The organism is Streptomyces sp. NPDC056503, assembly GCF_042794995.1.
Taxonomy (GTDB): domain Bacteria; phylum Actinomycetota; class Actinomycetes; order Streptomycetales; family Streptomycetaceae; genus Streptomyces.
The window spans coordinates 18,134-44,947 of record NZ_JBHTST010000029.1 but is presented as its reverse complement, the minus strand read 5'-3'; the positions used below and the strand labels follow the sequence as shown (position 1 = coordinate 44,947).

26 protein-coding genes are annotated in these 26,814 nt (G+C 75.3%); 14 read left to right on the top strand and 12 right to left on the bottom strand.

Going from position 1 to position 26,814, the window contains the following annotated elements:
* The first annotated feature begins 47 nt into the window (after positions 1-47).
* Positions 48-1,448 carry a GH1 family beta-glucosidase gene (locus tag ACFQ8C_RS11950; RefSeq protein WP_383455205.1) on the top strand — a complete coding sequence of 467 codons (1,401 nt, stop codon included), beginning with the start codon at positions 48-50 and terminating at the stop codon, positions 1,446-1,448.
* Positions 1,449-1,467: 19 nt separating this feature from the next.
* On the opposite strand, the gene helR is transcribed toward ACFQ8C_RS11950, so the two are convergent.
* Complete coding sequence (gene helR, locus ACFQ8C_RS11945; protein ID WP_383455254.1) at positions 1,468-3,627, bottom strand: RNA polymerase recycling motor ATPase HelR; 2,160 nt, start codon at positions 3,625-3,627, stop codon at positions 1,468-1,470.
* Positions 3,628-3,847: 220 nt separating this feature from the next.
* The gene (locus ACFQ8C_RS11940; RefSeq protein ID WP_383455203.1) at positions 3,848-4,177 is read right to left on the bottom strand and encodes a hypothetical protein; all 330 of its coding nucleotides are present in this window, start codon (positions 4,175-4,177) and stop codon (positions 3,848-3,850) included.
* Between the two features lie 156 nt (positions 4,178-4,333).
* Between ACFQ8C_RS11940 and ACFQ8C_RS11935 the strand changes: the two genes are divergently transcribed.
* Entirely contained in the window at positions 4,334-4,999 is a 666-nt protein-coding gene (locus ACFQ8C_RS11935) for a GPP34 family phosphoprotein (RefSeq protein WP_383455200.1), read from the top strand.
* Between the two features lie 14 nt (positions 5,000-5,013).
* Here ACFQ8C_RS11935 and ACFQ8C_RS11930 read toward each other — a convergent pair whose 3' ends face one another.
* Positions 5,014-5,610 (bottom strand): HD domain-containing protein, encoded by a 597-nt coding sequence (locus ACFQ8C_RS11930; RefSeq protein WP_383455197.1) that lies wholly within the window; start codon positions 5,608-5,610, stop codon positions 5,014-5,016.
* A 239-nt stretch (positions 5,611-5,849) separates the two neighbouring features.
* Between ACFQ8C_RS11930 and ACFQ8C_RS11925 the strand changes: the two genes are divergently transcribed.
* Both ACFQ8C_RS11925 and ACFQ8C_RS11920 read left to right on the top strand, forming a co-directional pair.
* Complete coding sequence (locus ACFQ8C_RS11925) at positions 5,850-7,424, top strand: phosphodiester glycosidase family protein (RefSeq protein WP_383455195.1); 1,575 nt, start codon at positions 5,850-5,852, stop codon at positions 7,422-7,424.
* A gap of 96 nt (positions 7,425-7,520) precedes the next feature.
* Positions 7,521-9,557, top strand: coding sequence for a SpoIIE family protein phosphatase (locus ACFQ8C_RS11920; protein ID WP_383455192.1), 2,037 nt, complete (start codon positions 7,521-7,523; stop codon positions 9,555-9,557).
* A gap of 16 nt (positions 9,558-9,573) precedes the next feature.
* Here the strand turns inward: ACFQ8C_RS11920 and ACFQ8C_RS11915 are convergent, their stop codons facing one another.
* Positions 9,574-10,410, bottom strand: coding sequence for a hypothetical protein (locus ACFQ8C_RS11915; RefSeq protein ID WP_383455189.1), 837 nt, complete (start codon positions 10,408-10,410; stop codon positions 9,574-9,576).
* A gap of 209 nt (positions 10,411-10,619) precedes the next feature.
* On the opposite strand from ACFQ8C_RS11915, the gene ACFQ8C_RS11910 reads away from it, so the two are divergent.
* Positions 10,620-10,967, top strand: coding sequence for a YrdB family protein (locus ACFQ8C_RS11910; protein WP_383455187.1), 348 nt, complete (start codon positions 10,620-10,622; stop codon positions 10,965-10,967).
* A 63-nt stretch (positions 10,968-11,030) separates the two neighbouring features.
* Here ACFQ8C_RS11910 and secD read toward each other — a convergent pair whose 3' ends face one another.
* Positions 11,031-13,328 (bottom strand): protein translocase subunit SecD, encoded by a 2,298-nt coding sequence (gene secD / locus ACFQ8C_RS11905; protein WP_383455186.1) that lies wholly within the window; start codon positions 13,326-13,328, stop codon positions 11,031-11,033.
* Positions 13,329-13,458: 130 nt separating this feature from the next.
* Positions 13,459-13,845: a hypothetical protein gene (locus ACFQ8C_RS11900; RefSeq protein WP_383455183.1), complete on the bottom strand. Its 387-nt coding sequence runs from the start codon at positions 13,843-13,845 to the stop codon at positions 13,459-13,461.
* 205 nt (positions 13,846-14,050) lie between these two features.
* Here ACFQ8C_RS11900 and ACFQ8C_RS11895 point away from each other — a divergent pair, with 205 nt between their 5' ends.
* Positions 14,051-14,761, top strand: a complete 711-nt coding sequence (locus ACFQ8C_RS11895) for a lysophospholipid acyltransferase family protein (RefSeq protein WP_383455180.1) — start codon at positions 14,051-14,053, stop codon at positions 14,759-14,761.
* Here ACFQ8C_RS11895 and ACFQ8C_RS11890 read toward each other — a convergent pair.
* Positions 14,718-15,794: an enoyl-CoA hydratase/isomerase family protein gene (locus tag ACFQ8C_RS11890; RefSeq protein ID WP_383455251.1), complete on the bottom strand. Its 1,077-nt coding sequence runs from the start codon at positions 15,792-15,794 to the stop codon at positions 14,718-14,720. The genes ACFQ8C_RS11895 and ACFQ8C_RS11890 overlap by 44 nt on opposite strands.
* A 299-nt stretch (positions 15,795-16,093) precedes the next feature.
* Between ACFQ8C_RS11890 and ACFQ8C_RS11885 the strand changes: the two genes are divergently transcribed.
* On the top strand, positions 16,094-16,279 hold the full coding sequence (locus tag ACFQ8C_RS11885; protein ID WP_383455178.1) for a CsbD family protein: 186 nt from the start codon (positions 16,094-16,096) through the stop codon (positions 16,277-16,279).
* Between the two features lie 86 nt (positions 16,280-16,365).
* On the top strand, positions 16,366-17,022 hold the full coding sequence (locus ACFQ8C_RS11880; protein ID WP_383455176.1) for a GAP family protein: 657 nt from the start codon (positions 16,366-16,368) through the stop codon (positions 17,020-17,022).
* A gap of 33 nt (positions 17,023-17,055) precedes the next feature.
* Here the strand turns inward: ACFQ8C_RS11880 and ACFQ8C_RS11875 are convergent, their stop codons facing one another.
* The 4 genes from ACFQ8C_RS11875 to ACFQ8C_RS11860 all read right to left on the bottom strand — a co-directional run bounded on the left by ACFQ8C_RS11875 (position 17,056) and on the right by ACFQ8C_RS11860 (position 20,818).
* Complete coding sequence (locus ACFQ8C_RS11875) at positions 17,056-17,481, bottom strand: hypothetical protein (RefSeq protein ID WP_383455173.1); 426 nt, start codon at positions 17,479-17,481, stop codon at positions 17,056-17,058.
* A 100-nt stretch (positions 17,482-17,581) separates the two neighbouring features.
* Positions 17,582-18,934 carry a cation:proton antiporter gene (locus ACFQ8C_RS11870; protein WP_383455170.1) on the bottom strand — a complete coding sequence of 451 codons (1,353 nt, stop codon included), beginning with the start codon at positions 18,932-18,934 and terminating at the stop codon, positions 17,582-17,584.
* 212 nt (positions 18,935-19,146) lie between these two features.
* Entirely contained in the window at positions 19,147-19,830 is a 684-nt protein-coding gene (locus ACFQ8C_RS11865) for a GNAT family N-acetyltransferase (protein WP_383455167.1), read from the bottom strand.
* 286 nt (positions 19,831-20,116) lie between these two features.
* Positions 20,117-20,818, bottom strand: a complete 702-nt coding sequence (locus tag ACFQ8C_RS11860; protein WP_383455165.1) for a ribonuclease H — start codon at positions 20,816-20,818, stop codon at positions 20,117-20,119.
* 178 nt (positions 20,819-20,996) lie between these two features.
* On the opposite strand from ACFQ8C_RS11860, the gene ACFQ8C_RS11855 reads away from it, so the two are divergent.
* The 4 genes from ACFQ8C_RS11855 to ACFQ8C_RS11840 all read left to right on the top strand — a co-directional run bounded on the left by ACFQ8C_RS11855 (position 20,997) and on the right by ACFQ8C_RS11840 (position 23,530).
* Entirely contained in the window at positions 20,997-21,602 is a 606-nt protein-coding gene (locus ACFQ8C_RS11855; RefSeq protein WP_383455162.1) for a hypothetical protein, read from the top strand.
* A gap of 27 nt (positions 21,603-21,629) precedes the next feature.
* Positions 21,630-21,809 (top strand): hypothetical protein, encoded by a 180-nt coding sequence (locus ACFQ8C_RS11850; protein ID WP_383455159.1) that lies wholly within the window; start codon positions 21,630-21,632, stop codon positions 21,807-21,809.
* Positions 21,806-22,180 carry a hypothetical protein gene (locus tag ACFQ8C_RS11845; RefSeq protein WP_383455157.1) on the top strand — a complete coding sequence of 125 codons (375 nt, stop codon included), beginning with the start codon at positions 21,806-21,808 and terminating at the stop codon, positions 22,178-22,180. The genes ACFQ8C_RS11850 and ACFQ8C_RS11845 overlap by 4 nt, the downstream gene beginning before the upstream one ends.
* A 177-nt stretch (positions 22,181-22,357) precedes the next feature.
* On the top strand, positions 22,358-23,530 hold the full coding sequence (locus ACFQ8C_RS11840; protein WP_383455154.1) for a hypothetical protein: 1,173 nt from the start codon (positions 22,358-22,360) through the stop codon (positions 23,528-23,530).
* A gap of 114 nt (positions 23,531-23,644) precedes the next feature.
* Here ACFQ8C_RS11840 and ACFQ8C_RS11835 read toward each other — a convergent pair whose 3' ends face one another.
* Positions 23,645-24,490, bottom strand: a complete 846-nt coding sequence (locus ACFQ8C_RS11835; RefSeq protein WP_383455151.1) for a class I SAM-dependent methyltransferase — start codon at positions 24,488-24,490, stop codon at positions 23,645-23,647.
* Positions 24,491-24,655: 165 nt separating this feature from the next.
* On the opposite strand from ACFQ8C_RS11835, the gene ACFQ8C_RS11830 reads away from it, so the two are divergent.
* Positions 24,656-25,252 (top strand): TetR/AcrR family transcriptional regulator, encoded by a 597-nt coding sequence (locus ACFQ8C_RS11830; RefSeq protein ID WP_383455148.1) that lies wholly within the window; start codon positions 24,656-24,658, stop codon positions 25,250-25,252.
* Positions 25,249-26,733, top strand: a complete 1,485-nt coding sequence (locus ACFQ8C_RS11825) for a flavin-containing monooxygenase (RefSeq protein WP_383455147.1) — start codon at positions 25,249-25,251, stop codon at positions 26,731-26,733. The genes ACFQ8C_RS11830 and ACFQ8C_RS11825 overlap by 4 nt, the downstream gene beginning before the upstream one ends.
* Positions 26,734-26,814 lie beyond the last annotated feature (81 nt).

The following is a 26,814-nucleotide window of genomic DNA, read 5'->3' as shown; positions in this document are numbered from 1 at the left end:
CCCTCCCCTCTTTCGCTTCCGTTCCCTCTCCCAGGAGTTGCCTCCTCATGACCGCTGTCGACGCACGCCCCGAGTCCTCCGCGACGCTCCGCTTCCCGGAGGGCTTCCGCTGGGGCACCGCCACCGCCGCGTACCAGATCGAGGGCGCGGCCACGGAGGACGGCCGGACGCCGTCCATCTGGGACACCTTCAGCCGGACGCCGGGCAAGGTCCGCAACGGCGACACCGGCGACATCGCCGCCGACCACTACCACCGGGTCCGCGAGGACGTGGCCCTGATGCGCGAGCTGGGCGTCACGGACTACCGGTTCTCGGTGGCGTGGCCGCGCGTCCAGCCGACCGGGCGCGGCCCGGCCCTCCAGAAGGGGCTGGACTTCTACCGGCGCCTCTGCGACGAGCTGCGGGAGGCGGGAATCCGGCCGGTGGCGACGCTGTACCACTGGGACCTGCCGCAGGAGCTGGAGGACGCGGGCGGCTGGCCGCGCCGGGAGACGGCCGAGCGGTTCGCCGAGTACGCGGGGATCACGGCGGCGGCGCTCGGCGACCGGGTCTCCACCTGGACCACGCTGAACGAGCCGTGGTGTGCCGCCTTCCTGGGGTACGGGAACGGGGTGCACGCCCCGGGCCGGACCAGCGACGCGGACGCGCTGCGCGCCGCCCACCACCTGAACCTGGCGCACGGGCTCGCGGTGGGCGCGCTGCGGGAGGCGCTGCCGGCGGGGTCGGAGGTGTCGCTGACGCTCAACCTGCATGTGGTGCGGGCGCTGACGGAGTCGGCCGAGGACCTGGACGCGGCGCGCCGGATCGACGCGGTGGCGAACCGGATCTTCCTGGACCCGGTGTTCCGTGGCCGGCTGCCGGAGGACCTGGTGCGGGACACGGCCCGGGTGACGGACTGGGGGTTCGTGCGGGACGGGGACCTGGCGGCGATCTCGGCACCGATCGACTCGCTGGGGCTGAACTACTACTCCCCCACCGTGGTCGCGGCGGGGTCCTCGGAGTCGCCGTCGCCGTGGGCGGGGGCCGAGCGGCACGTGCGGTTCCTGCCGGCCCCGGGGCCCCGGACGGCGATGGACTGGCCGGTGGACGCGGACGGGCTGTACGAGCTGCTCGCCCGGCTGCGCGACGAGCTGCCGGGCGTGCCGCTGGTGATCACCGAGAACGGGGCCGCGTACGACGACTACGCGGACCCGTCCGGACAGGTGCGCGACCCGGAGCGGGTGGCGTACCTGCACGGTCATCTGGCGGCGGTGCGCCGGGCGATCGAGGACGGCGCGGACGTGCGGGGCTACTTCCTGTGGTCGCTCCTGGACAACTTCGAGTGGGCGTTCGGGTACAGCAAGCGGTTCGGGATCGTGCACGTGGACTTCGCGAGCCAGCGGCGGACGCTCAAGGACAGTGCCCGCTGGTACGCGGAGGTGATCGCGCGCGGCGGGCTGCCGTCCTGAGCGTCCGGCCCGCCGCCGGTCAGGCGGTGGTGAGGACGGCGAGGCGCTGGGTGGCGCGGGTCATCGCCACGTAGTGGTCGACCGCGCCCTCGATGCCCTCGCCGAACCGCTCCGGGTCGAGGAGGACGACGAGGTCGAACTCCAGGCCCTTGGAGAGGCTGGGGGTGAGCGCCCTGACCCGGGGGCGGTCGCCGAGGTCGGGGAGGCGCCCCTCGGCGGCGATGACACAGGCGACGCCGTCGGCGTGCTCGGCGGTCCAGGCGTCGAGGAGGGCGTCGAGTTCGTCGGTGGTGCCGTGGTGGACGGGGAGGCCGGAGGCGCGGACCGAGGTCGGCACGTTGGCGTCCGGGAGGACGGCGCGGATGACCGGTTCGGCCTCGGCCATGACCTCTTCGGGCGTGCGGTAGTTGATGCCGAGCGAGGTCATCCCGACCCGGTCGAGGCCGACGCGCTCCAGGCGCTCCGGCCAGGTCTCGGTGAAGCCGTGGCGGGCCTGGGCGCGGTCGCCGACGATGGTGAAGCTGCGCGAGGGGCAGCGGGCGAGCAGCATCTGCCATTCGGCGTCGGTGAGTTCCTGGGCCTCGTCGACGACGACGTGGGCGAAGGGGCCGGCCAGCGGGTCGCCGGCGGCGACCGGGAGGCCGCTGTCGTCGACGAGGCTGTCCTGGAGGTCCTTGCCGAGGAGCATGGTGACGGCGCCCTCGCCGTCGTCGTCGGAGCGCACGATGTTGTCGATGACGCCGGCCATCCGCTCCTTGCGGGCGGCGAGGGTCGCCTTCTCGCGGCGCTTGCGGGCGCTGGCCCGGGGGTCGCCGAGCCGGTGCCGGGCCGCGTCGAGGTAGGGCAGGTCGGACTCGGTCCACGCCTGGGCGTCGGCCCGCTGGAGGGCGCGCACCTCGTCCCGGTCCAGCCAGGGGGCGCACAGGCGCAGATAGGCGGGGACGGTCCAGAGGTCGCCGACGAGGTCGGTGGGTTCCAGCATGGGCCAGGCGCGGTCGAGGGTGGAGACCAGCTGCCGGTCGTGCCGCAGGGCCCGCTCGAAGAGGATCTCGGGGACCTCGTCGCCGGCCTTCTCCTTCAGGAGGGTGACGAGCTCCTCCCAGATCAGCTCGCGGGCCTCGTTGTGCGGGGTGCTGGGGCCGGGGGCGTCGAAGGCCTCGGCCCAGTCCTCGGCGGTGACCGTGAGGTCGCCCCAGTCGGTGGTGACGGGGGTCGGTTCGGCCGGCGGCTCCTCGTAGAAGCGGACGGCCTTCTCGATGCCCCGGACCAGGGCGGCGGAGGACTTGAGCCGGGCGACCTCGGTGTCCTTCTCGGGGCGGACGGTCGCCCCTTCGGGGACGAGGTCGCGGACGGTGCAGGTGCGCACGCCCTCCTCGCCGAGGCTGGGGAGCACGTCGGAGACGTAGGCGAGGTAGGGCTGGTGGGGGCCGACGAAGAGGACGCCGCCCCGGCGGTGGCCGAGCCGGGGGTCGGAGTAGAGCAGGTAGGCGGCCCGGTGGAGGGCGACGACGGTCTTGCCGGTGCCGGGGCCGCCGTCGACGACGAGGGCGCCGCGCGAGCCCGCGCGGACGATGGCGTCCTGGTCGGCCTGGATGGTGGACAGCACGTCGCGCATCCGCTCGGAGCGGTTGGTGCCGAGGCTGGCGATGAAGGCCGACTGGTCGTCGAGGGCGGCGTGCGCGTCGAGGCCGCCCTCGGTGAAGACCTCGTCCCAGTAGTCGGTGATCCGGCCGCCGTTCCAGCGGTAGCGGCGGCGGCTGGCCAAGCCCATCGGGTGGGCGTGGGTGGCGGCGAAGAAGGGCTCGGCGGCGGGCGACCGCCAGTCGACGAGCAGCCGGTTGCCGTCGCTGTCGGTGAGGCCGAGGCGTCCGATGTAGAGGGGCTCGGTGTCGTCGGCGGAGACGATCCGGCCGAGGCAGAGGTCGAGTCCGAAGCGGCGCAGGGCGCGCAGCCGACCGGAGAGGCGGTGGACCTCCAGGTCGCGCTCCATCGCCTCGCGGCCGACGCCGCCGGGGGCGCGGCGTACCTCGTCGAGCCGCTCGGAGAGTTCGGCGACGGCCTGTTCGAGGCTCTCGGCGACGGCGGCGAAGTGCTTCTCGTCGTCGGCGATGAGCGCCGGGTCGGCCTTGGCGGCGAGACGGTCGGGAAGCTCGAAGGGGCCGGTGGTCCGCGGAGGCATGGGCACGCGCGCAATCTCGTTTCGGCAGGTGACGGGGGTAGATGTGCGATTGTGCGGCATCCGGGGGGCCTTGCCGCAAGGCCCCCCATGCGCTATATCTTGAACATGGCGGGAGAAGTTCCCGCCTTTCGTGTGTCCGGCCGCGGCCGGCCCGGCCTCCGCTGTGCCCGGCCTCCGCGAGCGCCTCGCCGCTTCTCTCCCGCCGCCGTGACCGGACCCGTCAGCGGGTGTCGCCGGTCCAGTCGAAGCGCGCGGGATCGCCGGCCCGTGGACCGTACACCGCCTTTCCCTCCGCGCCGTAGCGGCTGAGCTCCGTCTCCAGGGCGGCGCCGGCGCGTATCTCCTCGCCGGTCCAGTCGGTGACGTCCAGCAGGAGCCCGTCGAGCGGGCCGCCGACCAGTTCCACGTAGGCCCGCCCGGGGCGCGGTCCCGGGCGCGGGTCGTCGTGGTCCATGCCGTAGACCCGGCCCCTCAGCAGCTCCTCGTCACGGTCCCCGCCCATGTCGCCGCCCTTCCCCCCGCCCCCGGGACTCTCGCTCTGCCTGTCCATGGCTCCAGCGTGCCAGCCGCCACTGACAACGGCCCGCCGGCCGGCCCCGTACGGACGCTTTCGGGCGGTTCCGGGGAACCGTACGGGCCGTCACACCGTCCTCCCGGGCAGAGCCCGCCGGATCTTGTTCCGGCCGCACCACCTGGAAGGACGCCGATGACGATCACGCTCGCCGAGGAGATCACGCTGCTGTCGCTGGACGACGAGTCCGGGGAGGCGAAGGAGCGGCAGTCGGCCTCGTGGGCGGTCGCGGGCGGGATCCTGCTGGAGCTGGCGCTCGCGGGGCGGGTGTCGGTGGCCGGCGGACGGCTGACCGTGACGGACGGGAGCCCCACCGGGGAAGCGCTGCTCGACGAGCGGCTGGCGCTGCTCACCGCCTGGGCGGGGCGCCGGAGCAGGGCGCCGAAGGTCACCGACTGGCTGACGAAGGACCAGGCGAAGGCGCCGGCCGCGACGATCGCGCGGCTGTGCGAGCGGGGGCTGGTCGTGGAGGAGCGGCGCCGGGTCCTGGGCGTGTTCCCGGTCCGGCGCTATCCGGAGGCGGACGGTTCGGTCGAGCGGCGGCTGCGGGAGCGGCTGCGGGCCGCGGTCCTGGACGGCGCGGCGCCGGACGAGCGGACGGCCGGGCTGATCGCCCTGGTGCACGGGGCGAAGCTGCACCGGATCGCCTTCCCCGAGGAGCCCCGCAAGGAGGTCGCCGCGCGGATGGAGAAGCTCGCGGAGGGCCAGTGGGCGGGCGAGGGCGTGCGGGAGGCGATCCGGAACATGCAGGCGGCGATGGCCGCGGTGACGGTGGCCACGATCGTCGCGGCCACCGGCTGAACCGGGCCGGCGGCTCAGGTCACGGCGTGTCCGTGCGCGGCGGCCAGGGCGTCGAGTTCGGGGTCCCCGTAGAGCCGGCGCAGGGCCTGGAACACGGTGACCTTCTCCTGGCCGAAGCGGGCGATCCGCGTCTCGAAGCTGTCCGGGGAGACGAACCGGGGCGGGGTGCTCTTGCTGTGGAACTTGTCGGCGTACATGACCATCCGCTCCTCCGGCGTGGTGGGCACGTAGTCGGCGGGCGGGATGGGCAGGCCCTGCGCGAGGACGTCCTCCTGGGTGATGCCGACGCCGGTGTGGCAGGAGCAGAAGCGGCAGAGGGCCTCGGGCAGGCCCTCCTCCGCGAGCAGCCGGTGGCCGAGGACGCCGTGCGTCACGTAGGAGGCGCCGTCGATGCGTCCGGCGGAGTCGTACAGCCGGTAGACGCCGATGTCGTGCAGCAGGCAGCCGGCGCGGACGAGGTCCGCGTCGACGCCCCGTCCGGAGCGGGAGAGCAGCTGGTCGGCGATGGCGGCGACGATCTCGCAGTGGGTGAAGACGAGGGCGAAGGCCGCGTCGCTGGGGGCGTGCTTCCGGTGCAGCGCCCGGATTTCGTCATATGAGGGGATCTCCACACCGGAAGGATAGCCGGGTGGGTCTCCGCCCCCGCCGGAGTGCGGCGGGAGCGTGACGACCGGGCGGCCCGTCCGTCGGGGCGGTCCGCCCGCCGCCCGGAGCGGTGCCGCGGGACGCCCCGGGGAGGGAACCCAAGCTTCCACCGCGCCGCCTCCGGAGTCGAACTCCCCGTAACCGTCCGGTAACTGACGGGTTGTCTCCTCTGTACCCAGACAGCTCCCTTTCGGGAAGGACTCCCATGCAGCGCAGGCCCCTCCTCGTCCTGGCGGCCGCGGTGATCCTGTCGGCCGGATCGTCGGTGCCCCTGGCACAGGCCCGTGCCGACGGCCCCGCCGTCGCGACGCGCGGCACCGTCCACGGAGCCGCCCGCGTCACCAGCACCCCGGCACCGGGCGTGACGCTCACCACCCTCACCTACGGGAAGCGGGACGCGGACGACGTCTGGACGGTCCAGGTGAACCTCCCCCGGCAACCCGACGGGCCCACGACCGGGGCACCGCTCGCCCTCGGGCCGCGCGACACCGCGCTGCGGGTCGCGACGGCGCTGAGCGCGGCCGGCTTCACCCCGCGCGTCGAACAGGTGACCACGCCGGAGTACGCGGACCGGCGCGCGGGGGTGCTCGGCTGGACGGTGCGGACCGGGCGGTACGCGGACGAGGCCGCGGCGACGGCGCTCGTCGACCGCCTCAGGGCCGCCGGCTTCACCGCCCGCACCCGCTACACGGGGCAGGACGGCACCGACGACGACGCGCCCCAGCGCGTGCACGTCCTCCGGGTCGACCTCGCCGCCTTCGGAGGCCGCCTGGAGGCGGCCCACGGCCCCACCCTGGAGGGCACCGAGAAGCTGACCGCCCTCATCGGCGCCTCGGGCGCCGTCGCGGGGATCAACGGGCAGTGGTTCTACAACAGCGCGCCCGGCGGCCTGTACGTGAAGAACGGCAGGATCCTCGCCTCCGCCACCCAGGGGCGGGCCGGCATCCGGCTGGACGACGGCGGGCGCTCCTTCGCCGTCGACACCTTCACGGCACGGGTGACGGTGACGGCGGACGGCGAGACGGCGGAGGTCGACGGGGTCAACCGGCTCCCCGGCGAGATCTGGAACTGCGGCGGGGTCGGCGGCGACCTGCCGACGGAGCGCCCCCAGCACGACCTCAAGTGCACGGACGCCAGCGAACTCGTCCGGTTCACCCCCGAGTGGGGCACTCCCCCGGCAGGCCCCGGGGCGGAGGCCGTCCTCGACTCCCGGGGCCGGGTGACCGCCGTGCACACCACGCGCGGCGCGGCCGTCCCGCCCGGCGGCTCGACGCTCCAGGCCACCGGCGACAGCGGCACCTGGCTGCTGCGCACCGCGCGGGTCGGCGCGACCCTCTCCTTCGACGAGCGGATGTGGGACGGCCAGGGCCGCCCGGTCACGCTCGGGCCCGACACGCTGATCCTCCAGGTGGGCCCCTCCCTGGTCCGCGCGGGGCGGGTGGCGGTCAACGCGGTGGGCGACGGCGTCGTCCGCGAGGGCGCCGACCAGACCTTCACCTACGACTGGACGGTACGCGCCAACCCCCGTTCCATGATCGGCAGGGACACCCAGGGCCGGCTGATGCTGGTCGTCGCGGACGGCCGCGACCCCGGGGTCAGCGAGGGCCTGAGCATCGACGGCGCCGCCCGCCTGATGCGTTCCCTGGGCGCCCGCGAGGCCCTCAACCTCGACGGCGGCGGTTCGAGCGTCCTCGCGACGGACGCGGGCATCGTCAACCGGCCCTCGGACGCCACCGGCGAACGCTCCCTCGGCACCGGGCTGCTCCTGCTCCCCCGGTGACTCCGACCCGCCGGTGGGCGGGCTCGCGACAGGCGGAGGGCGCCCGGAGCGGCGAGACTGGGCCTGGACCGGGTGTCGACGGCAGGCAGGTGCAGCATGTTCGAGGACGTCCCGCCCCCTCCGGCCCCGGAAGGGGCGGCCTCCGGGGACGGTGTGGCGGCGTCCCTGCTCGACCGTGCCGTCCTCGACGTCGTGTTCCGGCAGGCCTCGGTCGGCGTGCACGTGCTCGACCGGGACCTGCGGCTGATCCGGGCCACCGGAGCGGCGCTCGCCCAGCGGAGCGTCACGGAGGAGGAGGTCCTCGGACGCCCGGCGGTGGACGCGTACCGGATCCTCGGCGTCGAGGTGAAGGAGCAGATGCTCCGCGAGGTCCTCGACGGCGGGCCCCCCGCGCGGGACCTCCTGGTACGGGGTCGGCCACCGCACGACGCGGGCCGGGAGCACGTCTACTCGGTCTCCGTCTACCCACTCCACACCCCGGGGGCGGACGGCGCGAAGCGGGAGGCGATCGGGCTCGTCGCCACCGTCACGGACGTCACCGAACGGATCCTGGCCCAGCGGCGGCTCGCGCTGCTGTACGAGGCCCGGGAACGGATCGGGCGGACGCTGGACGTGGAACGGACCGCCCGCGAACTCGTCCAGGTGACCTCGCCCGGCTTCGCCGGCTCGGTCGTGGTCGCGCTGACGGACGCGGTGCTGCGCGGGAAGCCGCCGGAGCTGCGGCACGCGGGCGAGACGCCGCTGCTGCGGTGCGCCGCCGTGGGCGGCTCCGGGGACCCGGGCGCGGACGGGCCGCTGCCGGAGCCGGGGGCGGTGCTGCTGCCCGGGCTGTTCGGCGACCGGCTGCCCGACGGCCCCGAACTGCGGCCGGTGGGAGGGGAGGTGCGGCTGATGGCGCCGCTGGCGGTCCGCGGGCAGCTGCTCGGGGCCGTGGCCTTCCGCCGCCCGCCGGGATCCGACCCGTACACCGAGGACGACCTCGCGATGGTCGAGGGGGTGACGGCGCACACGGCGACCTGCCTGGAGAACGCGCTCCGCTTCACCCGCGAGCACATCGTCATGACGGCCCTCCAGTCCTGGCCGCTGCGCCCCGAGGGCGAGACCCGGCACGCCGTGGAGCTCGCCCAGCGGCACCGGCCGGGCGGCACGGGGGCCGGCTCGTGGTTCGACGTCATCGCGCTGCCGGGGGCGCGGGTGGCGCTGGTGGTCGGCCAGGTGGAGCGGCCCGGGCTGAGCTCGGTGGCGGCGATGGGCCGGCTGCGGACCGCCGTGTACAGCCTGGCGACGCTCGACCTCGCCCCGCACGAACTGCTGGCCCGGCTGCACATGGTGACGCAGCGGCTGGCCCGGGAGCAGGGGCACGCGTACGGCATCGACGAGCCCGCCGCGAGCTGCACGGTCGCCGTGCACGACCCCGTGACCGGCCGCCTCGACCTCGCCCGGGCCGGAACCTCGCTGTGCGTCGCCGTCCGGCCGGACGGCTCCCTCGACTCGGACCTGGTGGAAGAGGGGCCGCTGCTGGGCGGTGACGGCCCGCCGTTCGCCTGCTCCTCCCTCCTCCTGCCGGAGGGCACCACCCTGTGCCTCGCCTCCTCCGCCCGCGCGGACGGCGGCCCGTCGCAGGCCCGGGTGGCCGCGGCGCTGGCCTCCCCCGACCGGGGCCCGCACCCGATGGCGGACGACCTGGCGGCCCTGCTCGCGCCCGAGCGGGTCCTGCTGGTGGCCCGCACGCTGCGGCTGCCGGCGGCGGACGTCGCCGAGTGGGAGGTGCCGGGCGAGCTGTCGGCGGTGGCCCCGGTACGCCACGCGGCCATGGAGCGGGTGCGGGAGTGGGACCTCGGGGTGGACCCGCTCACCGTCGAACTGGTCGTCAGCGAACTGGTCACCAACGCGGTCCGGCACGGCGCCCCGCCGTACGCCCTCCGGCTGCTGCGCGGCGAGTCCACCCTCACCGTGGAGGTCCGCGACGGCGCGGCCACCGCTCCGCACCTGCGGCACGCGAAGGCCGGCGACGAGGGCGGCCGCGGCCTGCACATCTGCGCGACGCTGGCGGACGCGTGGGGCGTGCGGTACGAGGAGAAGGGCAAGACGGTGTGGGCGGAGATCGCGCTGGACGGGGCCGGGGCCGCCTGAACGGCCCCGGACCGGCTCAGCCGATCCCGTACGACCGCGGGACGAGCGGCTCGACGGCCCGTGGGGCCGGGACGAGCCCGAAACCGTGGGTGGCGGCGACGGCGCGGATGTGGTCGACGGAGAGCGATCCCTGCCGTTCCAGGACGAGCGCGGGCAGGCCGGAGCGGGTGTGTCCGGCGGTGCGGTGGAAGGCCAGGATGCTGACGGACGTCGGCCGGTGGAAGGGATGGCGCCGGCGGGCGGCCTCCTCGTCGGCGTGGGCCAGGATCCGGACGCCGGGCTCGGCGCCGAACTCCTCGGCGAGACCCTCGGCCCGCCAGTGCGGGGGCTCGTGGTCGCGCCCGGTGAGATGGCGGGAGCGGTTGACGGAGGTGACGGCGAGGAAGTCGCCGCCGGTGAGGGCGAGCGCGGCGCCGAGGAAGGCGTGCGAGGGGCAGCGGGTGCCCGGCACGACGACCTGGACGGTGGGGCCGCCCTCTGCCGGGGCGACGAGCGCCTCCGGCACCCGGCCCGCCGCCGGTCCGCGCAGCCCGATGGGCCCGAGGCCGAGCAGCTCGTCCATCAACGACCTGACCTGCTGCCAGGGCACCCCGTCCGGGAGCCGCGTCCAGTCGAACGCGGCCGGCACCCGCTCGGGCAGCGTCGTCGCGCTCGCGGTCTGTCCGGCCGGGCGCCCCTTCATCCGGTTGACCCGCTCCACGGCCTCCCGCTCGGGACGGAAGCTGAGCGCGTAGAAGTTCCCGAACCCATGCGCCACGGCCTGCCCGCCCACGAGCGCGTCGGCCGCGTCCCGTACGTCCTGCGGGTCGTCGAGCACCAGGGTCTTCACCGCCGTGGCCTGCTGAACGCTCACGGAAACCACCTCCGCGTCTTCGCCATGTGATCGTTTTACGCGTGCAACGACCCAACACCCCCACGGTCACCCAAACCGCCCCATCGGCCCACGCGCCCGGCTACCCGCTACGATCCCGGCTTCGGCCCGGGCGGTACGGCTCGGGGGGGTTCCGGCGGCCTGTGGCGCGCCGGTCGTCGAGGGGATGGGCTGTGAAGGGTGTGTGGGGTGTGTTCCACGACCTCGTGGCGTTCGTGGTGGAGTTGGTGGCGCTCGGGGTGCTCGCGTGGTGGGGCTGGCGCGCGGCGGATCCGGTGGTGCTGCGGGTGGTGCTGGCCGTGGCGGTGCCGGGGACGGCGGCGGTGGTGTGGGGGTTGTTCGCCGCGCCGAAGGCGCGGTTCCGGGTGCCGGTGGCGGGGGTTCTGGCGGTGAAGGCGCTGGTGTTCGGGGCGGCGACCGTGGCCTTGGTGGGGTTGGGGCACGGTACGGCGGCGGTGGTGTTCGGTGTCGTCGCGGCGGTGAACACGGTCCTGGTGACGGTGAGCAGGACGGGCGGCGCGCGCCGGGACGTCGCCTAGGGACGGGCGGGCGGCGCGCGCCGGAACGTCTCCTGGGACGGGCGCGCGCCGCCGGACGGGGGGTCAGACCACCGCGCCCGTGGGGTTGGCCGCGCGGGGCTTCGCGGGGCGGGTGGGGGCCGGGGCCCGGGACTCCAGGGTGACCGTCAGGGGGAGGGCGGTGAAGACGGTCGAGGCCATGCCGAGGACCACGCCGGCCAGGAGCGCCACGGAGAAGTCCGTGAGGGTGTCGCCGCCGAGGACGGCCAGCGCGGCGAGGACGAAGAGGGCGCCCATGCCGGTGTTGACCGTGCGCGGGAGCGTCTGGGCCACCGCGCGGTCGGCGAGGTCCGCGAGCGGGAGGCGGGCGCCCGTGCGGCGGAGTTCCCTGAGGCGGTCGAGGACGACGACCGAGTCGTTGACCGAGTAGCCGACGACGGTCAGCAGCGCGGCCAGGAAGACGCTGTCCACCGGCTTGCCGAGCCAGGCGAAGAGGCCGACGACGAGCAACACGTCCTGGACCATCGCGGCGACGGCCGCCGCCGCGTACGTCCAGCGGAAGCGGACGGAGAGGTAGGCGAGCTGGGCGGCGACGGCGAGGCCGAGCGCGAGCAGCGCGTGGGTGCGGAGTTCGCCGCCGAGGCTCGGGCCGACCAGGTCGTCGCGCTCGACCGTGACGGGGCCGACGGCTTCCGTGAGGGCCTCGGTGACGCGGCTCTGGGCCGAGTCGTCGGTCTCCCCCACGCGGACGGTGACGTCCCGGCCCCCGTCGCCGGTGGTCTGGACGACGGCGTCGGGGAAGCCGGCGGCGGCGACCGCGGCGCGGGCCGTGTCGGCGTCCACCGGGCGCGTGGCCGCGTACTGGACGTCCCGGCCGCCCGTGAACTCCACGCCCAGCTGCACGCCGCGCACGCCGATCCCCGCGAGGGCGACGAGGAGCAGCGCGGTGCTGACGGTGAACCAGCGGCGCCGGTGGACCATCAGGCGCGGTGCCCGCCGGGCCAGCCGGGTGCGCAGCCGGCCGAGGCCCGCCATGCCGGTGAGCGCGGGCCTGCGGCGTACGGCGGGCAGGGCGAGGGCCGCGTCGGCGAGCAGCCGGGTGATCACCATGGCGGTGACCATCGAGGCGAGGACGCCGATGGCGAGGGTCACGCCGAAGCCCTTCACCGGCCCGGTGGCGAAGACGAAGAGGAGGCCGGCGGCGAGCAGCGTGGTGACGTTGGAGTCGGCGACGGCGCTCCAGGCCTTGCCGAAGGCGGCCGCGAGCGGGCGGCGCGGGTCGTGGACGGCGGCGGAGCGGCCGAGCGCCGCGTACTCCTCCCGGGCCCGTTCGAAGACGAGGACGTTGGCGTCGACGGCGATGCCGACCGCGAGGACGAAGCCGGCGAGGCCGGGGAGGGTGAGGGTGGCGCCGAGGGCGACGACGGCCGCGTACGAGATCAGCCCGTAGAGGAGCAGGGCGACCGTGGCGAGGAGGCCGAGCAGCCGGTAGACGGCGATGACGAAGACGCCCGTGCAGGCGAGGCCGATGACGGCGGCGAGCGCGCTGGCGCGGATGGCCTCGGCGCCGAGGGTCGGGCCGACGGTGCTCTGTTCGACGGTGGTGACGGGCAGGGGCAGTGCGCCGCCCTCGACGAGCGCGGCGAGGTCGCGGGCCTCCTCCGCGGAGAAGCCGCCGGTGATCTGGGTGGAGCCGCCGGCGATGCCGGCGCCGCAGGTCACCCCGGTCTGGACGGCGGGGGCCGAGACGATCCGGTCGTCGAGGACGATCGCGACCCGGCGGGCCGGGTCGCCGGCCGGTGCGCAGGCGGCCTCTCCGGTGAGGCGGGCCCAGTCGGCGGCGGCGCCGTCGCGGAAGGCGAGGTCGACGGTCCAGCCGCGGCCGCCGGTGGTGTCGAGGACGGCGTCGGCGCTCTTCACTCCGTCGCCGGTGAGGGCGGGCGCGGCGAGCGTGAGGAGGCCTCCGCCATCGGGGTCGGGGAGGGTCCGGGTGCCGTCGGCGGCGGGGCGTCCGTCCGGTGCGGCGGCGGTGCCGGTGACGGCGTGGACGGTGAGCTGGGCGGTGCGGCCGATGACCTCGGCGGCCTCGCGCGGGTCGCGCAGGCCGGGGAGTTCGACGACGATCCGGTTCTCGCCGGCGCGGGCCAGCGACGGCTCGGCGACGCCGAGGCCGTCGACCCGCTTGCGGAGCACTTCGAGGGCGCGGTCGGTGGCCTCCGCGTCGGCGCGGAGCTCCGGGGTGTCCTGGGTCTCCAGGACGATCCGGGTGCCGCCCCGGAGGTCGAGTCCGAGGCGGGGCTGGGTGGTGAGGGCGGTCCAGAGGGCGAGTGCGACGACGGCGAGCGCGAGGAGCGCGCGCCGGAGCACGGCGGACGTGGGCATGGGTCCTCCACGGGCGGTGCACGGCCGGACGCGAGGGGCGGCGGGTCCGTGCGGGCATGACGGGGGTACGCGCGCGTGGCGGGGTCTCGGACATGCCGAGGGCCCGGACGGCGGCGCGGTCGGGACGGCGTCAGCTGTGCCGGGTGGAGGGTGGGCCGCGAGGGGCCGCGAGGTGGTGCGGGAGCCCGGGCGGCGCGCGCTCCCGGCGCGGGTCCCCGGCGACGCGCCCGCGCACGGGCGCCTCGGTCCCGTCCCGGACGACCGGGGGCGCGACGGGCGGCGCGTGGAAGCGTACGGACTGCTCGACGACGGCGGGCAGTTCCGCCGTCTCGGCGGCGGACACGTGGGTGTCGGGCGCGGTCGGCGCGGGGGCGACCTCCGCGACGGCGACCGTCGGGACGCCGGTGCCGATGTCGGCGCTCGCGGGCGCCACGAGGAACGCGCAGAGCGCGCAGAGCAGCGCCGGGAGGAGCCGGGCGAGGGCACGGGCCGAGGCCGGCGTCGTGGTGCGTCGCACCGCCCACCCCCGTCCTCCGTCGTGACCACCCGTCGTGACCACCCGTCGGGCCAGCCTAGACGGGCGGCCGCAGGGACGGGACACCCGGTGGGCGGGGCGGCGGGATGAGTACGCGGGTGAGTACGGGCGCGCATGCCGGAGGGGGTGGCTCCGGCTGACGATGGGCCCGTCGCCGTACCGGTTCCGAAGGTGGAGGGCCCCGCCCGTGCTCAGTCGTCTCGCCGCACGTCTCGTCCCGTTCTTCGGACGGTTGACCGTGACCGCGGATCCCGGTGCCCGGATCGAGCCGGGCAGCATCATCGTCGTCAACCACACGTCGCTGGCCGATCCGGCGCTGGTGCTGGCCGCGCTGCGCCGGCGGCTGGGCGCCGAGCCGGTGCTGCTCGCGGCGGCCGGGCTGTGGCGGGTGCCGGGGCTCGGGCGGGCGCTGTCGCGGGACGGGTACGTGCCGGTGCACCGCAACACCTCGCACGCCTCGGCGGCGCTCGACCGGGCGGCGGTGGCGCTCGCCTCGGGGCGGCCGGTGATGCTCTACGCGGAGGGGCGGATCCCGCCGCGCAGGGAGGCGTCGGAGGCGCCGCCGGAGGAGTTCCGTACCGGCCTGGCGCGGCTCGCGGGGGCGACGGGCGCGCCGGTGGTGCCGGTCGGTCAGGCGGGGGCGCGGCGGATCACCTCGGGCGGGACGGTCAAGCAGATCGCGGGGGTGCTGACGGCACCGCTGCGGCGCCCGTGCCTGCACGTGCACATCGGGTCGCCGCTGCGGCTGCCGCAGGACGTGCCGACCGCGACGGCGCTGGCCCACGGGGCCGTCACGGAAGCGTGGCGGACCGCGGCGCTGGCGCTGGGCGAGCCGGCGGCGGGGGCGGAGCCGGTCAGCCGGCCGCGAGGCCGAGGTCGCCGCCGGGCGGGGGCGTGAGGTAGCGGGCGACGTCGGCTTCGGTGACCCCGGCGAGGGCCGCCGGGTCCCAGCGCGGGTTCCGGTCCTTGTCGACGACCTGGGCGCGGATGCCCTCGACGAGGTCGTGGCTGGTGAGGGCGGCGCAGGAGGCGCGGTACTCCAGGTCCAGGACGGCTTCGAGGCTGTCGAGGGCGCGGGCGGCGCGCAGCACCGTGAGGGTGGCCTTGAGGGCGGTCGGGGACTTGGCGAGGAGGGTGTCGGCGGTCTCCTTGGCGGCGGGCACTCCGGAGTCGAGGAGGCGTTCGACGATCTCCTCGACGGTGGCGGCCGAGTAGCAGGCGTCGATCCACTCCCGCTGCTCGGCGAGGACGCCGGGGGCGGGCGGGGTGGTGTGCCGGGCGAGGGCCTCGTCGACGGGGAGGCGGGGGAGGTCGGCGGCGAGGGCGTCGAGCGCGGCGGCGGGGACGTGGTGGTCGGCGAGGCCGGTGAGGAGGGCGTCGGCGGCGCCGATCTGGGCGCCGGTGAGGGCGAGGTGGGTGCCGAGCTCGCCGGGTGCGCGGCCGAGGAGCCAGGTGCCGCCGACGTCGGGGACGAAGCCGATGCCGGTCTCGGGCATGGCGATCCGGGAGCGTTCGGTGACGACGCGGACGGAGCCGTGGGCGGAGACGCCGACGCCGCCGCCCATGACGATGCCGTCCATGAGGGCGACGTACGGCTTGGGGTAGCGGGCGATGCGGGCGTTGAGGCGGTACTCGTCGCGCCAGAAGGCGGCGGAGGCGGTGCCGCCGGCGCGGGCGTCGTCGTGGATGGCGCGGATGTCGCCGCCGGCGCACAGGCCCCGCTCCCCCGCGCCGCGCAGGACGACGGTGGTGACGGCCGGGTCGTCCGCCCAGTCGGCGAGGGCGGCGTCGAGGGCGCGGACCATGGGGTGGGTGAGGGCGTTGATGGCCCGGGGCCGGTCGAGGGTGAGGAACCCGGCCCTGCCCTCGGTGCGGCGCAGGACGTCGGGTCCCGGGGCGGCGGGGGCGGCTGCGGGGTTCTCGGCGGGCACGACGTTCACTCGGTCCTTCCCTGGCACGGCTCTGTGTCGCCGCCCACGCTACCCGGCGGGGCGCCGCGTCCCGGGAGCGGTCCCGCCCGGTCGGCCGCCGAAGAGGACGGAACCGAGGCCTCGGCGGCGTCGATCGCCGCGAGGGTCGGGGGTGCGGTCCAGCCGGTGACTCCGGCGAAGCGGACGTCGGTCACGCCGGTCGCCGGAGGAGCCGCGTCGCCGGATCCGGGGCCGACGGGCGGGGGGAGCGGTACCGGCCTAGCGTGGATCGGGGGAGGGTCCTAAGGAGGGATCGCGGTATGGGCAGCGCCGCCGACAAGGCCCGGGGAAAGATCAAGGAGATCGCCGGAAAGCTCACCGGCGACGAGCGGCTGGAGGCCGAGGGAAGGACGGACCAGGCGAAGGCGAAGGCGCGCGAGGCCGTGAGGAGCCTTCGCGAACGCGCCCGTGGTGTCAGGGACTCGCTCAAGCGCGACCACTCCTGACGGCCGACGCCGCGCCGAGGCGTTCGGGCACGGAAGCGGATGCGGATGCGGATGCGGAGACAGGTACGGCGAGGAGTGGTGCCCCGATGGCGCTCGACCTGTTGTTGATCGGGCTGGCGATCACCTTGTTCCCGCTGCCGGTCATGGCCTTCGTCCTGGTGCTGGCCTCGCCGCGCGGGGTGCGCAAGGGGCTGGTGTTCATCCTGGCCTGGGTGGCGTGTCTGGTACTGGTGATCACGCTGGTCCTCCTCCTCACGGGAGGCACGCCGCCGGCGCCCCGCTCGCCGCCGTCCGCGACGGCGCTCTGGATCTCGCTGCTCATCGGCGCGGGCCTGGTCGGCTACGGCGTGCGCCGATGGCGCCGGGTACGGAGCGGCGCGATCGCGCCGAAAGCGGCCGAGGAGTCGCCCGCGTCCGCGCACAAGGGCGCCTCGCTCTGGTCCGCCGCCGCCCTCGCCGTACTCCTCCAACCGTGGGGGATGGTCGGCGCCGCGGCCGCCACCGTCGTCCAGGCCGATCTCTCGGAGGCCGGGTCCGTCGTGGCCCTGGCGGCCTTCTGCCTCGTGGCCACGTCCAGCCTGCTGGCCATGGAGCTGTCGATGGTCTTCGCGCCCGAGCGGTCCGGGAACGCCCTGATGGAGCTGCACCGTTGGCTGCGGCGCCACAAGGAGCCCGCCATCATCGGCCTCTGTCTGCTGCTGGGGCTGTGGTTGGTCAGCCGCAGCCTCTACCAGCTGGCCTAGTGACGGGCTCCCCGCGGTGCTCCCGGGAAGGGGTCAGCGTGCGGCGGTCTCGTCGGGCTTCACGACGCACAGGGCCCAGATGACGAAGCCGGACATGGCGATCATCAGGATCGACCAGGCCGGGTAGTAGGGGAGGGACAGGAAGTTGGCGACGATGACGAGGGCGGCGATGGCCACGCCGACCACCCGCGCCCACATCGACACCTTGTACAGGCCGAAGCTCACGACGATCGCGACGGCTCCGAGGACGAGGTGGATCCATCCCCATCCGGTCAGGTCGAACTGGAAGACGTAGTTGGGCGTCGTGAGGAACACGTCGTCCTCGGCGATCGCCATGATGCCCCGGAAGACGCCGACGAGGCCGACGATCCCGAGCATGACGGCGGCGAAGACGGTCAGTCCCCCCGCCCACAGCTGGCTCGCACCGTGCGTCCGGTGCGGGGTGTGCGTGGCGGCCATGGTGGACCTCGCTCTCGCTCCGCCGGGTACGGACCCGCCGGACCCGCGCTTCCTTCCATGGTCGGCCCGGGAGCCGTACGGCGCGCGGCGGTCCGCGGTCCTATCCGGCCGGGCCCTCGCGGTGGTGGAACAGACGGCGGCGGCGGGGGCCCGCCGGCACCTCCGCCGACTCCTTGAGGCCGGGATCGGCGGCGGAGGCGCGGCGGAACCAGGCTCCGTACGCGCCCGCGAGGGCGGCGGCGGTGGCGCCGTGGAGGAGGACGCTGAGGGCGACCGTGACGGCGACGACCCGGCCCAGCAGTTCGGTGCCCGCGACGTGCTCCTCCGCGACCAGGAGGCCGAGGACGACCGAGGCGAGGCCGCGGGGGCCGAACCAGCCGATGTAGAGGACGGTCGGGAGCCGCAGGCCGCTGCCGAGCAGGGAGAGGGCGACGGGGACCATCCTGACCACGGTCAGGCTGAGCAGGGCGTAGAGGACGATCGGCCAGGTCAGGTGCTGGAGGGCGGGACCGAGCAGCACGGCGCCGAACAGGAGCAGGGCGATCGAGGCGAGGAGACCGCCGAGGTCCTCGGCGAGGTCCGCGGTCGTGTCCCGGTCTCCGTCCGTCCCGGGACCCCGGTCACGGCCCGGAGCGGCGGCCGGCAGAGGGCCCGCGGGGATGTTCCGCAGGGCGTGGCCGAAGGCGAAGCCGGCGACCCAGGCGGCGATGAAGCCGCTGCCGTCGACGACGACGGCCAGCTCGTAGGAGCCGGCGGCGACGGCGAGGACGTAGACGTGGCGCCACTCCCGGGTGATCCAGCCGCGGGCCCGGGCCGCCTGGAGCAGCCGGCCGGCGACGCCGCCGACGAGCAGGCCGAGGACGGTGCTGAGGAGCAGGGAGCGCCAGAAGGTGCCCGCCACGCCCTCGGCGGCGTACGAGGTGCCGGGGACGGCGGCGAGGCAGACCACGAAGAAGGGCAGGACCATGCCGTCGTTGAGGCCGCTCTCGACGTTCAGGCCCTGGCGGACCAGGGGCGGGACGCGCAGGTCGGAGAGGGCGGACTTGCCGAGTGCGGCGTCGGTGGGGGCCAGGATCACGCCGACCAGGGCGAGTTCCCAGACGGTGAGTCCGGGCAGCAGCGGCCAGGCCAGCAGCCAGCCGGCCGCGATGCTCAGCAGGAGGCCGATCCCGAGCAGCCGCCGGGGCAGGAAGCCGCCGCGGGTGAGGTCACGGCGGCGGACGGCCATGGCGTCGGTGAAGAGCACCAGGGTCAGGGCCGCTTCCAGCAGGGCCGTGATCGGTCCGGCCTCGTCGGTGTCGACGACGCCGAGGACGGCGGGGCCGAGGAGCACCCCGCAGCCGGTGAAGACGATCGCGGACGAGACGGGCGTGGACGCCAGGCGCCGCGAGCCGAGGGCGTAGGCGGCGGCCACACCGGCCACGGCCAGGACCGTCCACGCGCCACCGCTCATGGAACCGCCTCCCTCGCCCGCCCCGGCGTCGGCGGGGAGGCGGGCGGAACCGGGGAATGGGGCGGGAAGGACTCACCCGCTTCTCGCGGATCCTGATTGCACGGTGCGCGGCCTCGGGGACCGCTACTCCGTGTCCTCGCACGGAGTCCTTCCCGTCACCTCCATGGAACCACCCCGTGGCGCCGCCCGCAGGTCCGGCGGCGCCCGGTGGTTCAGGCCGGGAGGAGGTCCTGGAGGACCCGGCCCCGGCGGGGGGCGTTCAGGCGCAGCTCGATGATGTCCCGGACGGTGGGCCACTCCTCGTCGAGGATCGAGTAGAAGGCCGTGTCCCGGACGGCGCCGTCGAGGCCGCGCGAGTGCGCCCGGCGGGTGCCCTCGCAGGTGGCGCCGAGGCGTTCGATGGCGACGCGCGAGCGGGTGTTGCGGGCGTCGGCACGGAGGGTGATCCGGCGGACGCCCCAGGTTTCGAAGGCATGGCGGAGCATGAGCAGCTTCGCCTCGGTGTTGATGCCGGTGCCCCGGGCGTCGCCCGAGATCCACGTGTTCCCGATCTCGGCGGCGTCGGGGACCGCGGTGAGCGGATCCCCGTGGGGGTGGCCGGGCGTCGGGGGCCAGACGAGCGGCCCCCGCCAGTAGTCGAGTTCGAGGAAGCGGGTGGAGCCGATCACCCGGTCGTCGGCGGTACTGACCAGGGCGAAGGGCAGACAGCGCCCGGCGGCCTGTTCGGCCAGGGCGCGGGCGATGTAGTCGAGAGCGGATTCCAGGCCGTTCGGCACGGGAGTGAAGGCATAGGCCGATCGGTCCGCCTCGCCGGCCCGCGCAAGGGCTTCGGCGTGCCGCATCGCCAGCGGCTCCAGGCGCACGGAGCGCCCGGTCAGGAGAACAGGTACTGGCACGGAACCTCGGGTCTTTCACGGGCAGGGGTCACTTCCGTCACGACGCTGTGCGCCGGAAGTGAAGGGGGGAATCTCGCCGGGTGCCGATTACGTCGAAAGACGTCGGATGAGCAGGCAAAACGGTTCGTCACCAGGTGCGAGGAGGAACAGTATGCAGCCACAACAGCCCTGAGAACAGAACCTCGGGAGAACCCGGATCCACACGGGGGTGAACCCTGCCGGAGAGGCCGATCCGTCGGTCTCAGGGGGCGGACATGGACGCCCGCCCCTCGGACGGCCTCAGCGCTCAGACGCAGGTGGGATGGCCCCAGCCCTCGGTGTTCTTGGCGATGCTCTCCCCCTTGTCATAGGCACGCCCACAGCGGCAGCGGCCCGCAAACTTGGCCTTCAGGGTGCCGCCGGACGGGCGACTCCGGCGGGCACCGGACCCGGTGGATCCGCCCGGCGCGGAGGAGCGTGCCCGGGGCGTGCGGGGCGCGCCGACCCGGGCGGTCGCGGGCTCGGGATCGGGAAGGGCGGAGCCGGCGTCCGAGCCGAGGGGCTCCTGGGTCCGGGCGCTGTGGCTGGCGGCCCGGTCGGCGGCGTCGTTGAGGGGGTCGCCGCCGGTCCGGTGCGCGGGGGTGTAGACGAAGTCGACGTCCCGGCCGGTGAGCAGGGCGTCGATCCGCACGACGAGGTCCTTGTTGGCGACCGGGGTCCCGGCGGCCGTCTTCCAGCCCTTGCGGCGCCAGCCGGGCAGCCAGGTCGTGACGGCCTTCATGGCGTACTGCGAGTCCATCCGGATCTCCGCGGGCGCCACGGGATCCAGGGTCTCCAGAAGCCGTTCCAGGGCAGTGAGTTCGGCCACGTTGTTGGTGGCGCGGCCGAGCGGCCCCGCCTCCCAGCGTTCCACGGTGCCGTCCGCCCGGCCGATGACCCAGGCCCAGGCGGCGGGGCCGGGATTTCCCTTGGACGCGCCGTCACACGCGGCGATGATCTTCTCCAGCATCCTTCGATCCTGACACGGGAGCGTGTGTGCTCCGGGCCGCCGGCGGGTCTCCCGGGGGGTCCCCTGGCCGGGTGGCGGCTTGCTCCCCGCGCCACGGGGTGTCGGTGCTTCCCCGTAGACTCGCCGTCTGCCCGGCGGTGCTCGGCACCGACCCAGCCGACAGGAAGCGACGGACTCCATGAACCACGCGGACGGCACCGCACCGATCTACGCCCAGCTCATACGGGAGCGAGGGGACGTTCCCGGTGACGTGCGCCAGACCGCGGAGGAGGTGCTGCGGGACCTGAGCCGTTACATCAAGCTTCCCGCGCCCACGCCGCAGCAGCCGCCGATGGGCGTCGGAGCGCCGGCGGGCCTCCAGGGGATGCCGGGCATGCAGGGCCAGCCGGGCATGCAGGGTCAGCCGCCGATGGGCGGGCCCGGGATGCAGGGTCAGCCGGGGATGCAGGGTCAGCAGGGCATGCCCGGTCAGCAGGGGATGCCCGGTCAGCCGCCGATGGGCCGGCCCGGGATGCAGGGTCAGCCGCCGATGGGCCAGCCGGGCATGCAGGGCCGGCCGCCGATGGGCCAGCCGGGGATGCAGGGTCAGCAGGGCATGCAGGGGCTGCCGGTGCCGGGTCTTCCCGCGCTTCCCGGTCAGCCGATGCCCGGCCAGCCCGGGATGGCGGGCCCCGCGGCTCTGCCCGGCCCGGCGGGCCTCCAGGGTCCCGGTCCGGTCCCCGGCCAGGGCGGTCCGGCCGGTCACGCCGGCGTCGTCGCGATGCGCTCTCTGCCGCAGGGCTGAGCCGGCTTCCCGCGGAGAGGGGGAGTCGTGACGAGCCGCTGCCGCGGGGCGGCGCGCGAGCGGGTCGGGCACCGAGGTGACGGACACGCCGACCGCGACGACCGCTCGGGCGCGGCCGTCGCGATCGGCTCCCGCCTCCGGGAGCGCGGCCTCGCCGGGGACGGCCGCCGGCCGGCCGGGAGCCCGGGAACCGGAGACGGCGCGTGACCTCCGGCCCGTACGCGTACGTCGACGTCCACGTCGACGTGGAGGATCCGGAGACGGCCGTCGACCGTCTCCGGACCGTCCTGGGCATCGAGGTCCCCGTCACGGTCCGGCACGATCTGGTCCTCGGTCCGCTCTGGGTGACGGGCACCCCCAACGACTACCGGACGTGGGCGCGCGCCGACGCGCACGACGCCCTCCGGTGGCCGACCGTGCTGGAGGCCGAGGTCTCGCCCGGCACGGCGCCCGCCGAGGTGGTCGAGGCGGTGGCCACCCTGCTGAGGACCCTGTGGAGCCTGGGGTACAAGGCCGTCGCCGCGTGCGACTTCGAGGACGAACTGCCCGATGCCGGGGGCAGGTCCCGCTGCCCCTGACCGGCCGCCCCGGTACGCCGGGTCATCCGATCGGTGGACCCCCGGGTCCACCGGAGGGGTCGGGGGGTGTGGACGGGCGGGCGAGGGGGCCGCGGGCCCGGCGGCCGGAGGATCGGGGTACGGGAGGGGCCGGTTTCGCGCGGTGTCCTCCTCCTGTCCCGTACCGAGGAGTCCGAGATGACGAAGATCCGCCGCACGTCCCGTACCGCTCGCGTCCTGCTGCCCGCGGCCGTCGCCGGGGTCCTGCTCTCGGGATGCGCGCAGGCCGACGAGGCTCCCGCCGCCGCTCCGAGCCGGTCGGCGAGCTCGGCTCCCGCCCCCGCCGTCACCGTCACTCCCCCGCCCGCCTCCGGTGCCGCGAAGCCCGGCGCGCGGCCGGCGGCCGGGACCCTGCTCGTCGGCGACTTCGGCTCGGACACGGTGACCTTCGTCGATCCCGCGCGCGGGGCGACCGGCTCCGTGAAGGTGGGCACCGCGCCGTACGGGCTCGCCCTCGGGAAGGACGGGCGGGCCTGGGTCGCCACGGCCGAGGGCGTCGCCGTCGTCGACACCGCCACCCGGGAGCGGCTGGCCCTCGTCCCGTACCGGACGGACACCGGACCGGTGACCACCGGCGAGTACCGGGGCGGCGGGATGGGCATCGCGCTCTCGCCCGACGGGAAGCGGGTGTACGTGGGCGTGAACGTGCCCGGCGGGAACGGCACCCTGGAGGTGATCGACACCGCCGCGGTGAAGGTCGTGGACGTGGTCGACGTGGGGCGCCGCCCCTTCGACGTGGACGTGAGCCGGGACGGGTCCGCCGTGTACGCGACGAACCACGACTCCTTCGACGTGACCGTGGTCGACGCGGACTCCCTCGACACCCGGCGCGTCGAGGTCGCCCCGTACGGCACCGAGGGCGGGCTCGGCTCCTGGCTGAAGCCGCACTACACCGCCGTACGGCCCTCGGACGGGAAGCTGCTGCTGCCCTTCGAGGGCGAGCGGCTCGCGGTCGTGGACCCGGCGACCGGGCGGGTCGAGATCGAGGAGATGACCGCCGACACCCACCAGCACGGGGCGACCGTGACGGCGGACGGGACGCTCTTCGCCGTCGGGACCGGCCCCATCGACCCGAGCGAGGACCGGGGGCCGTCGCTGACCGTCCGGTCGCCCGAGGGCGTGGAACGGGTCTACCCGCTCGACGGGCCGCACGAGGACGTGGCCGTCTCGGAGGACGGCCGGACCGCGTATGTGACCGGTGGCTTCACGCGGGACGGGTACTGGGACGGGATCAGCGTCGTCGACCTCGGCTCGGGCGAGGTGCAGCGCCTCGCGGCGGGCGCGCGGCCGCTGGGCGTCGTCGTCTTCTAGAGCGCGCGGCCTCCGTTCCAGGGCCCGTCCGCTCTTCCCGATCTTCCCGAGCCCGTCCGCTCTTCCCGAGCCCGTCCGCTCTTCCCGTCCTCCAAGGCCCGTCCGCTTCCGCTTCTAGGTCCTGTCCGCCGTGACCAGCCATGCCGTGCTGAGCAGCCTGACGGTGCCGTCGGGCTGCTCGTGCGGGCGCAGGTGGTCGGTGAGGGCGGCGCGGGCACGGGCCCGCTCGGGCTCGTCGGCGCGCTCCATGAGGTGCCGGCCGGGGCCGGTGGCCAGGAGGAAGTCCGCCGCGTCCGCGGCGTCCCGGCCCCAGGTGCCGTACACCCGCGTCTCGTCGAGCCTGATCTCCGTGAGCCCGGCTGCCGCGAGGACGGCGCGGACGTGGTCCGGCTCGGCGAGGGAGAACATCCCGGGCCGGCCGGGGTGGGCGAAGTCGCCGACGGGCAGGATGCCGCGCAGGGCGGTGAGGGCGGTCACCCAGCCGTTGAGCTCCGGGTCGGAGGGGCAGACGAGGGCGAGCCGGCCGCCGGGGCGCAGGGCGCGGGCGATGTTGCCGAAGGCCGCCTCGGGGTCGGCGAAGAACATGGCGCCGAAGCGGCTGACCGCCGCGTCGAAGGCCCCCTCGTCTAGGGGGTGGGTCTGGGCGTCGCCGCGCGTGAAGGAGACGTTGCGGACGCGGTCGGCGGCCGCCCTGGCGCGGGCCTCGGCGAGCATGGGACCGGAGAGGTCGAGGCCGAGGGCGTGTCCGTGCGGGGCGCGGAGGGCGGCGAGCCGGGTGGTCCGGCCGGCGCCGCAGCCGATGTCGAGGGTGCGGTGGTGGTCTCCGACGCGGGCGGCGTCGAGCAGCGGCTCGTTGAAGCCGTCGTTGACGGCGTTCCAGCGGTCCTGGTGGCGGGCCCAGTGGGCGCCCTCCGGGCCGTTCCAGGCCTGGTCCTGTGCGGTGTTGGCGATGACGTTCACTGCTGCCTCCGTGGATGACGCCCGAGAATGGGCGAGCGCCCATTCCCGTACGGCCACAGTATGGGCACGCGCCCATTCCGGCAATCCCGTCTACGATCCAAGGGATCCCGGCAGCCGGAGGCCGGGGAGGCACGGGCGAAGTGCGACGGAGAGGACGACGGGTTCATGTCACCGCGTGGAGTGGCCACGCCGGATGTGCGCGAACGGCTGTTCGCGGCGGCCGAGCGGGTCGTGGAGAGGGACGGTCCGGGGGCGCTCACCAGCCGGTCCGTGACCACCGAGGCGGGCTGCGCCAAGGGGCTGCTGCACGCGCACTTCGAGGGCTTCGACGAGTTCGTCGCCGAGCTGTGCCTCGACCGTTTCGCCCGTACGGCGGTGCGGGCGCGGGCCCTGGCCGGGCTCGTCGGCCAGGGCACGGTGGCCGGGAACCTCGACACCGTCGTCCAGGCCCTCTTCGACTCCGGCGGCCCCGCGGTCTCCGGCCTCGCCATGGCCCGGCCCGCCGCCGCGCTCCGCGTCCGCGAGGCCCTGGCGGGCGGCGCCGCGGGCTTCGCCGCCGTGGAGGAGGCCGTCGCCTCCTACCTGGAGGCCGAACGCGGCCTCGGCCGCACCCCGGCCGCCCTGGACCCCGCCACCGCGGCCCTCGCCCTGGTCGGCACCAGCCACCACCTCCTGATGACCACCTGGCCCGGCTCCCCCGATCCCCGCCCGGCGGTCCGGCGCCTGGTGACCGCGCTGGTCGCGCCCGGAGCCGCGGAATGAGCTCCTCGCCCGCGCGGGCGGCCGGACGGACCGGTGTCGAGCACCTCGACGTGCTCGTCGTGGGGGCCGGGATCTCCGGCATCGGCGTGGCCTGTCACCTGCGCCGGGAACTGCCGGGGAAGAGCTTCGCCGTGCTGGAGGCCCGCGCCTCGCTCGGGGGCACCTGGGACCTCTTCCGCTACCCCGGGATCCGGTCCGACTCGGATCTGCACACCTTCGGCTACGCCTTCAAGCCCTGGCGGGACGAACAGGCCATCGCCGACGGGTCCCGGATCCGGGACTACCTGCGCGAGACGGCGACCGAGAACGGTCTCGACGGGGCCATCCGCTACCACCACGGCGTGCGCGCCGCGTCATGGTCGACCGAGCGGGCGCGCTGGACCGTCGAGGTGGAGCACGCCGACACGGGCGAATCGTCCACGCTGACCTGCGACTGGCTGTTCGCCGCCGGCGGCTACTACCGCTACGACGAGGGCCACACTCCCGAGTTCGAGGGCCGGGAGCGCTTCCGCGGCACGATCGCGCACCCGCAGCACTGGCCGGACGACCTCGACCACGCGGGGAAGCGGGTCGTGGTGATCGGCAGCGGCGCGACCGCCGTCACGCTGGTGCCGGCGATGGCCGGCACCGCCGCGCACGTGACGATGGTGCAGCGGACGCCGACGTACGTCCTGCCGGTGTCCCGGAACGACGCGCTCGCCGGCGCCCTCCGCCGCGCGCTCGGCGAACGACGCGCCCATGCGCTGATCCGGCGGAAGAACGTCTTCCTGCAGAGCGCGTTCTTCCGCTTCTGCCGGCGGTACCCGAAGGCGGCACGCCGGCTGATCCGCCGGCTCAACGCCCGTCGGCTGCCGCCCGGTTATCCGGTCGACGAACACTTCAACCCGCCGTACGAGCCGTGGGACCAGCGTCTGTGCACCGTGCCCGACGGGGACCTGTTCCGGGCGATCCGGGAGGGCGGGGCGACGGTGGTGACCGACCGGATCACGGCCTTCACCGAGACCGGCGTGGCGCTGGCCTCCGGGCGTCACGTCGAGGCGGACGTCATCGTGACCGCCACCGGTCTGAACGTCCGGGTCCTGGGCGGCATCGCGCTCACCGTCGACGGTGCCCCGGTGCGCCTCGCCGACACGGTCGTCTTCAAGGGGCTGATGCTGTCCGGGGTGCCGAACCTCGCCCTCGCGATCGGCTACACCCACGCCTCCTGGACGCTGAAGATCGACCTGATCGGCGCGCACTTCTGCCGGCTGCTCCGGCACATGGACGCCCACGGCCTGGGCGTCTGCCGCCCCGAGGTGGCCGACCCCGCCATGCCGACCCGGCCGCTCCTCGACCTCGGCTCGGGATACGTCCGGCGCGCGGTCGACGAGCTGCCGCGCCAGGGCGACCGCGGGCCGTGGCTGACCTCGGCGCACTACCGCACCGACGTGAGGCTGCTGCGCGACGGCGCCGTGCCCGACCCCGAGCTCCACTTCAGATGATCGGCTTGCGCATGGCCTCGCGGATCCTGCGGGTCTCCTCCGCCGCCAGGTCGAGGTTCACGGTGGCCGGACTGAACGAGA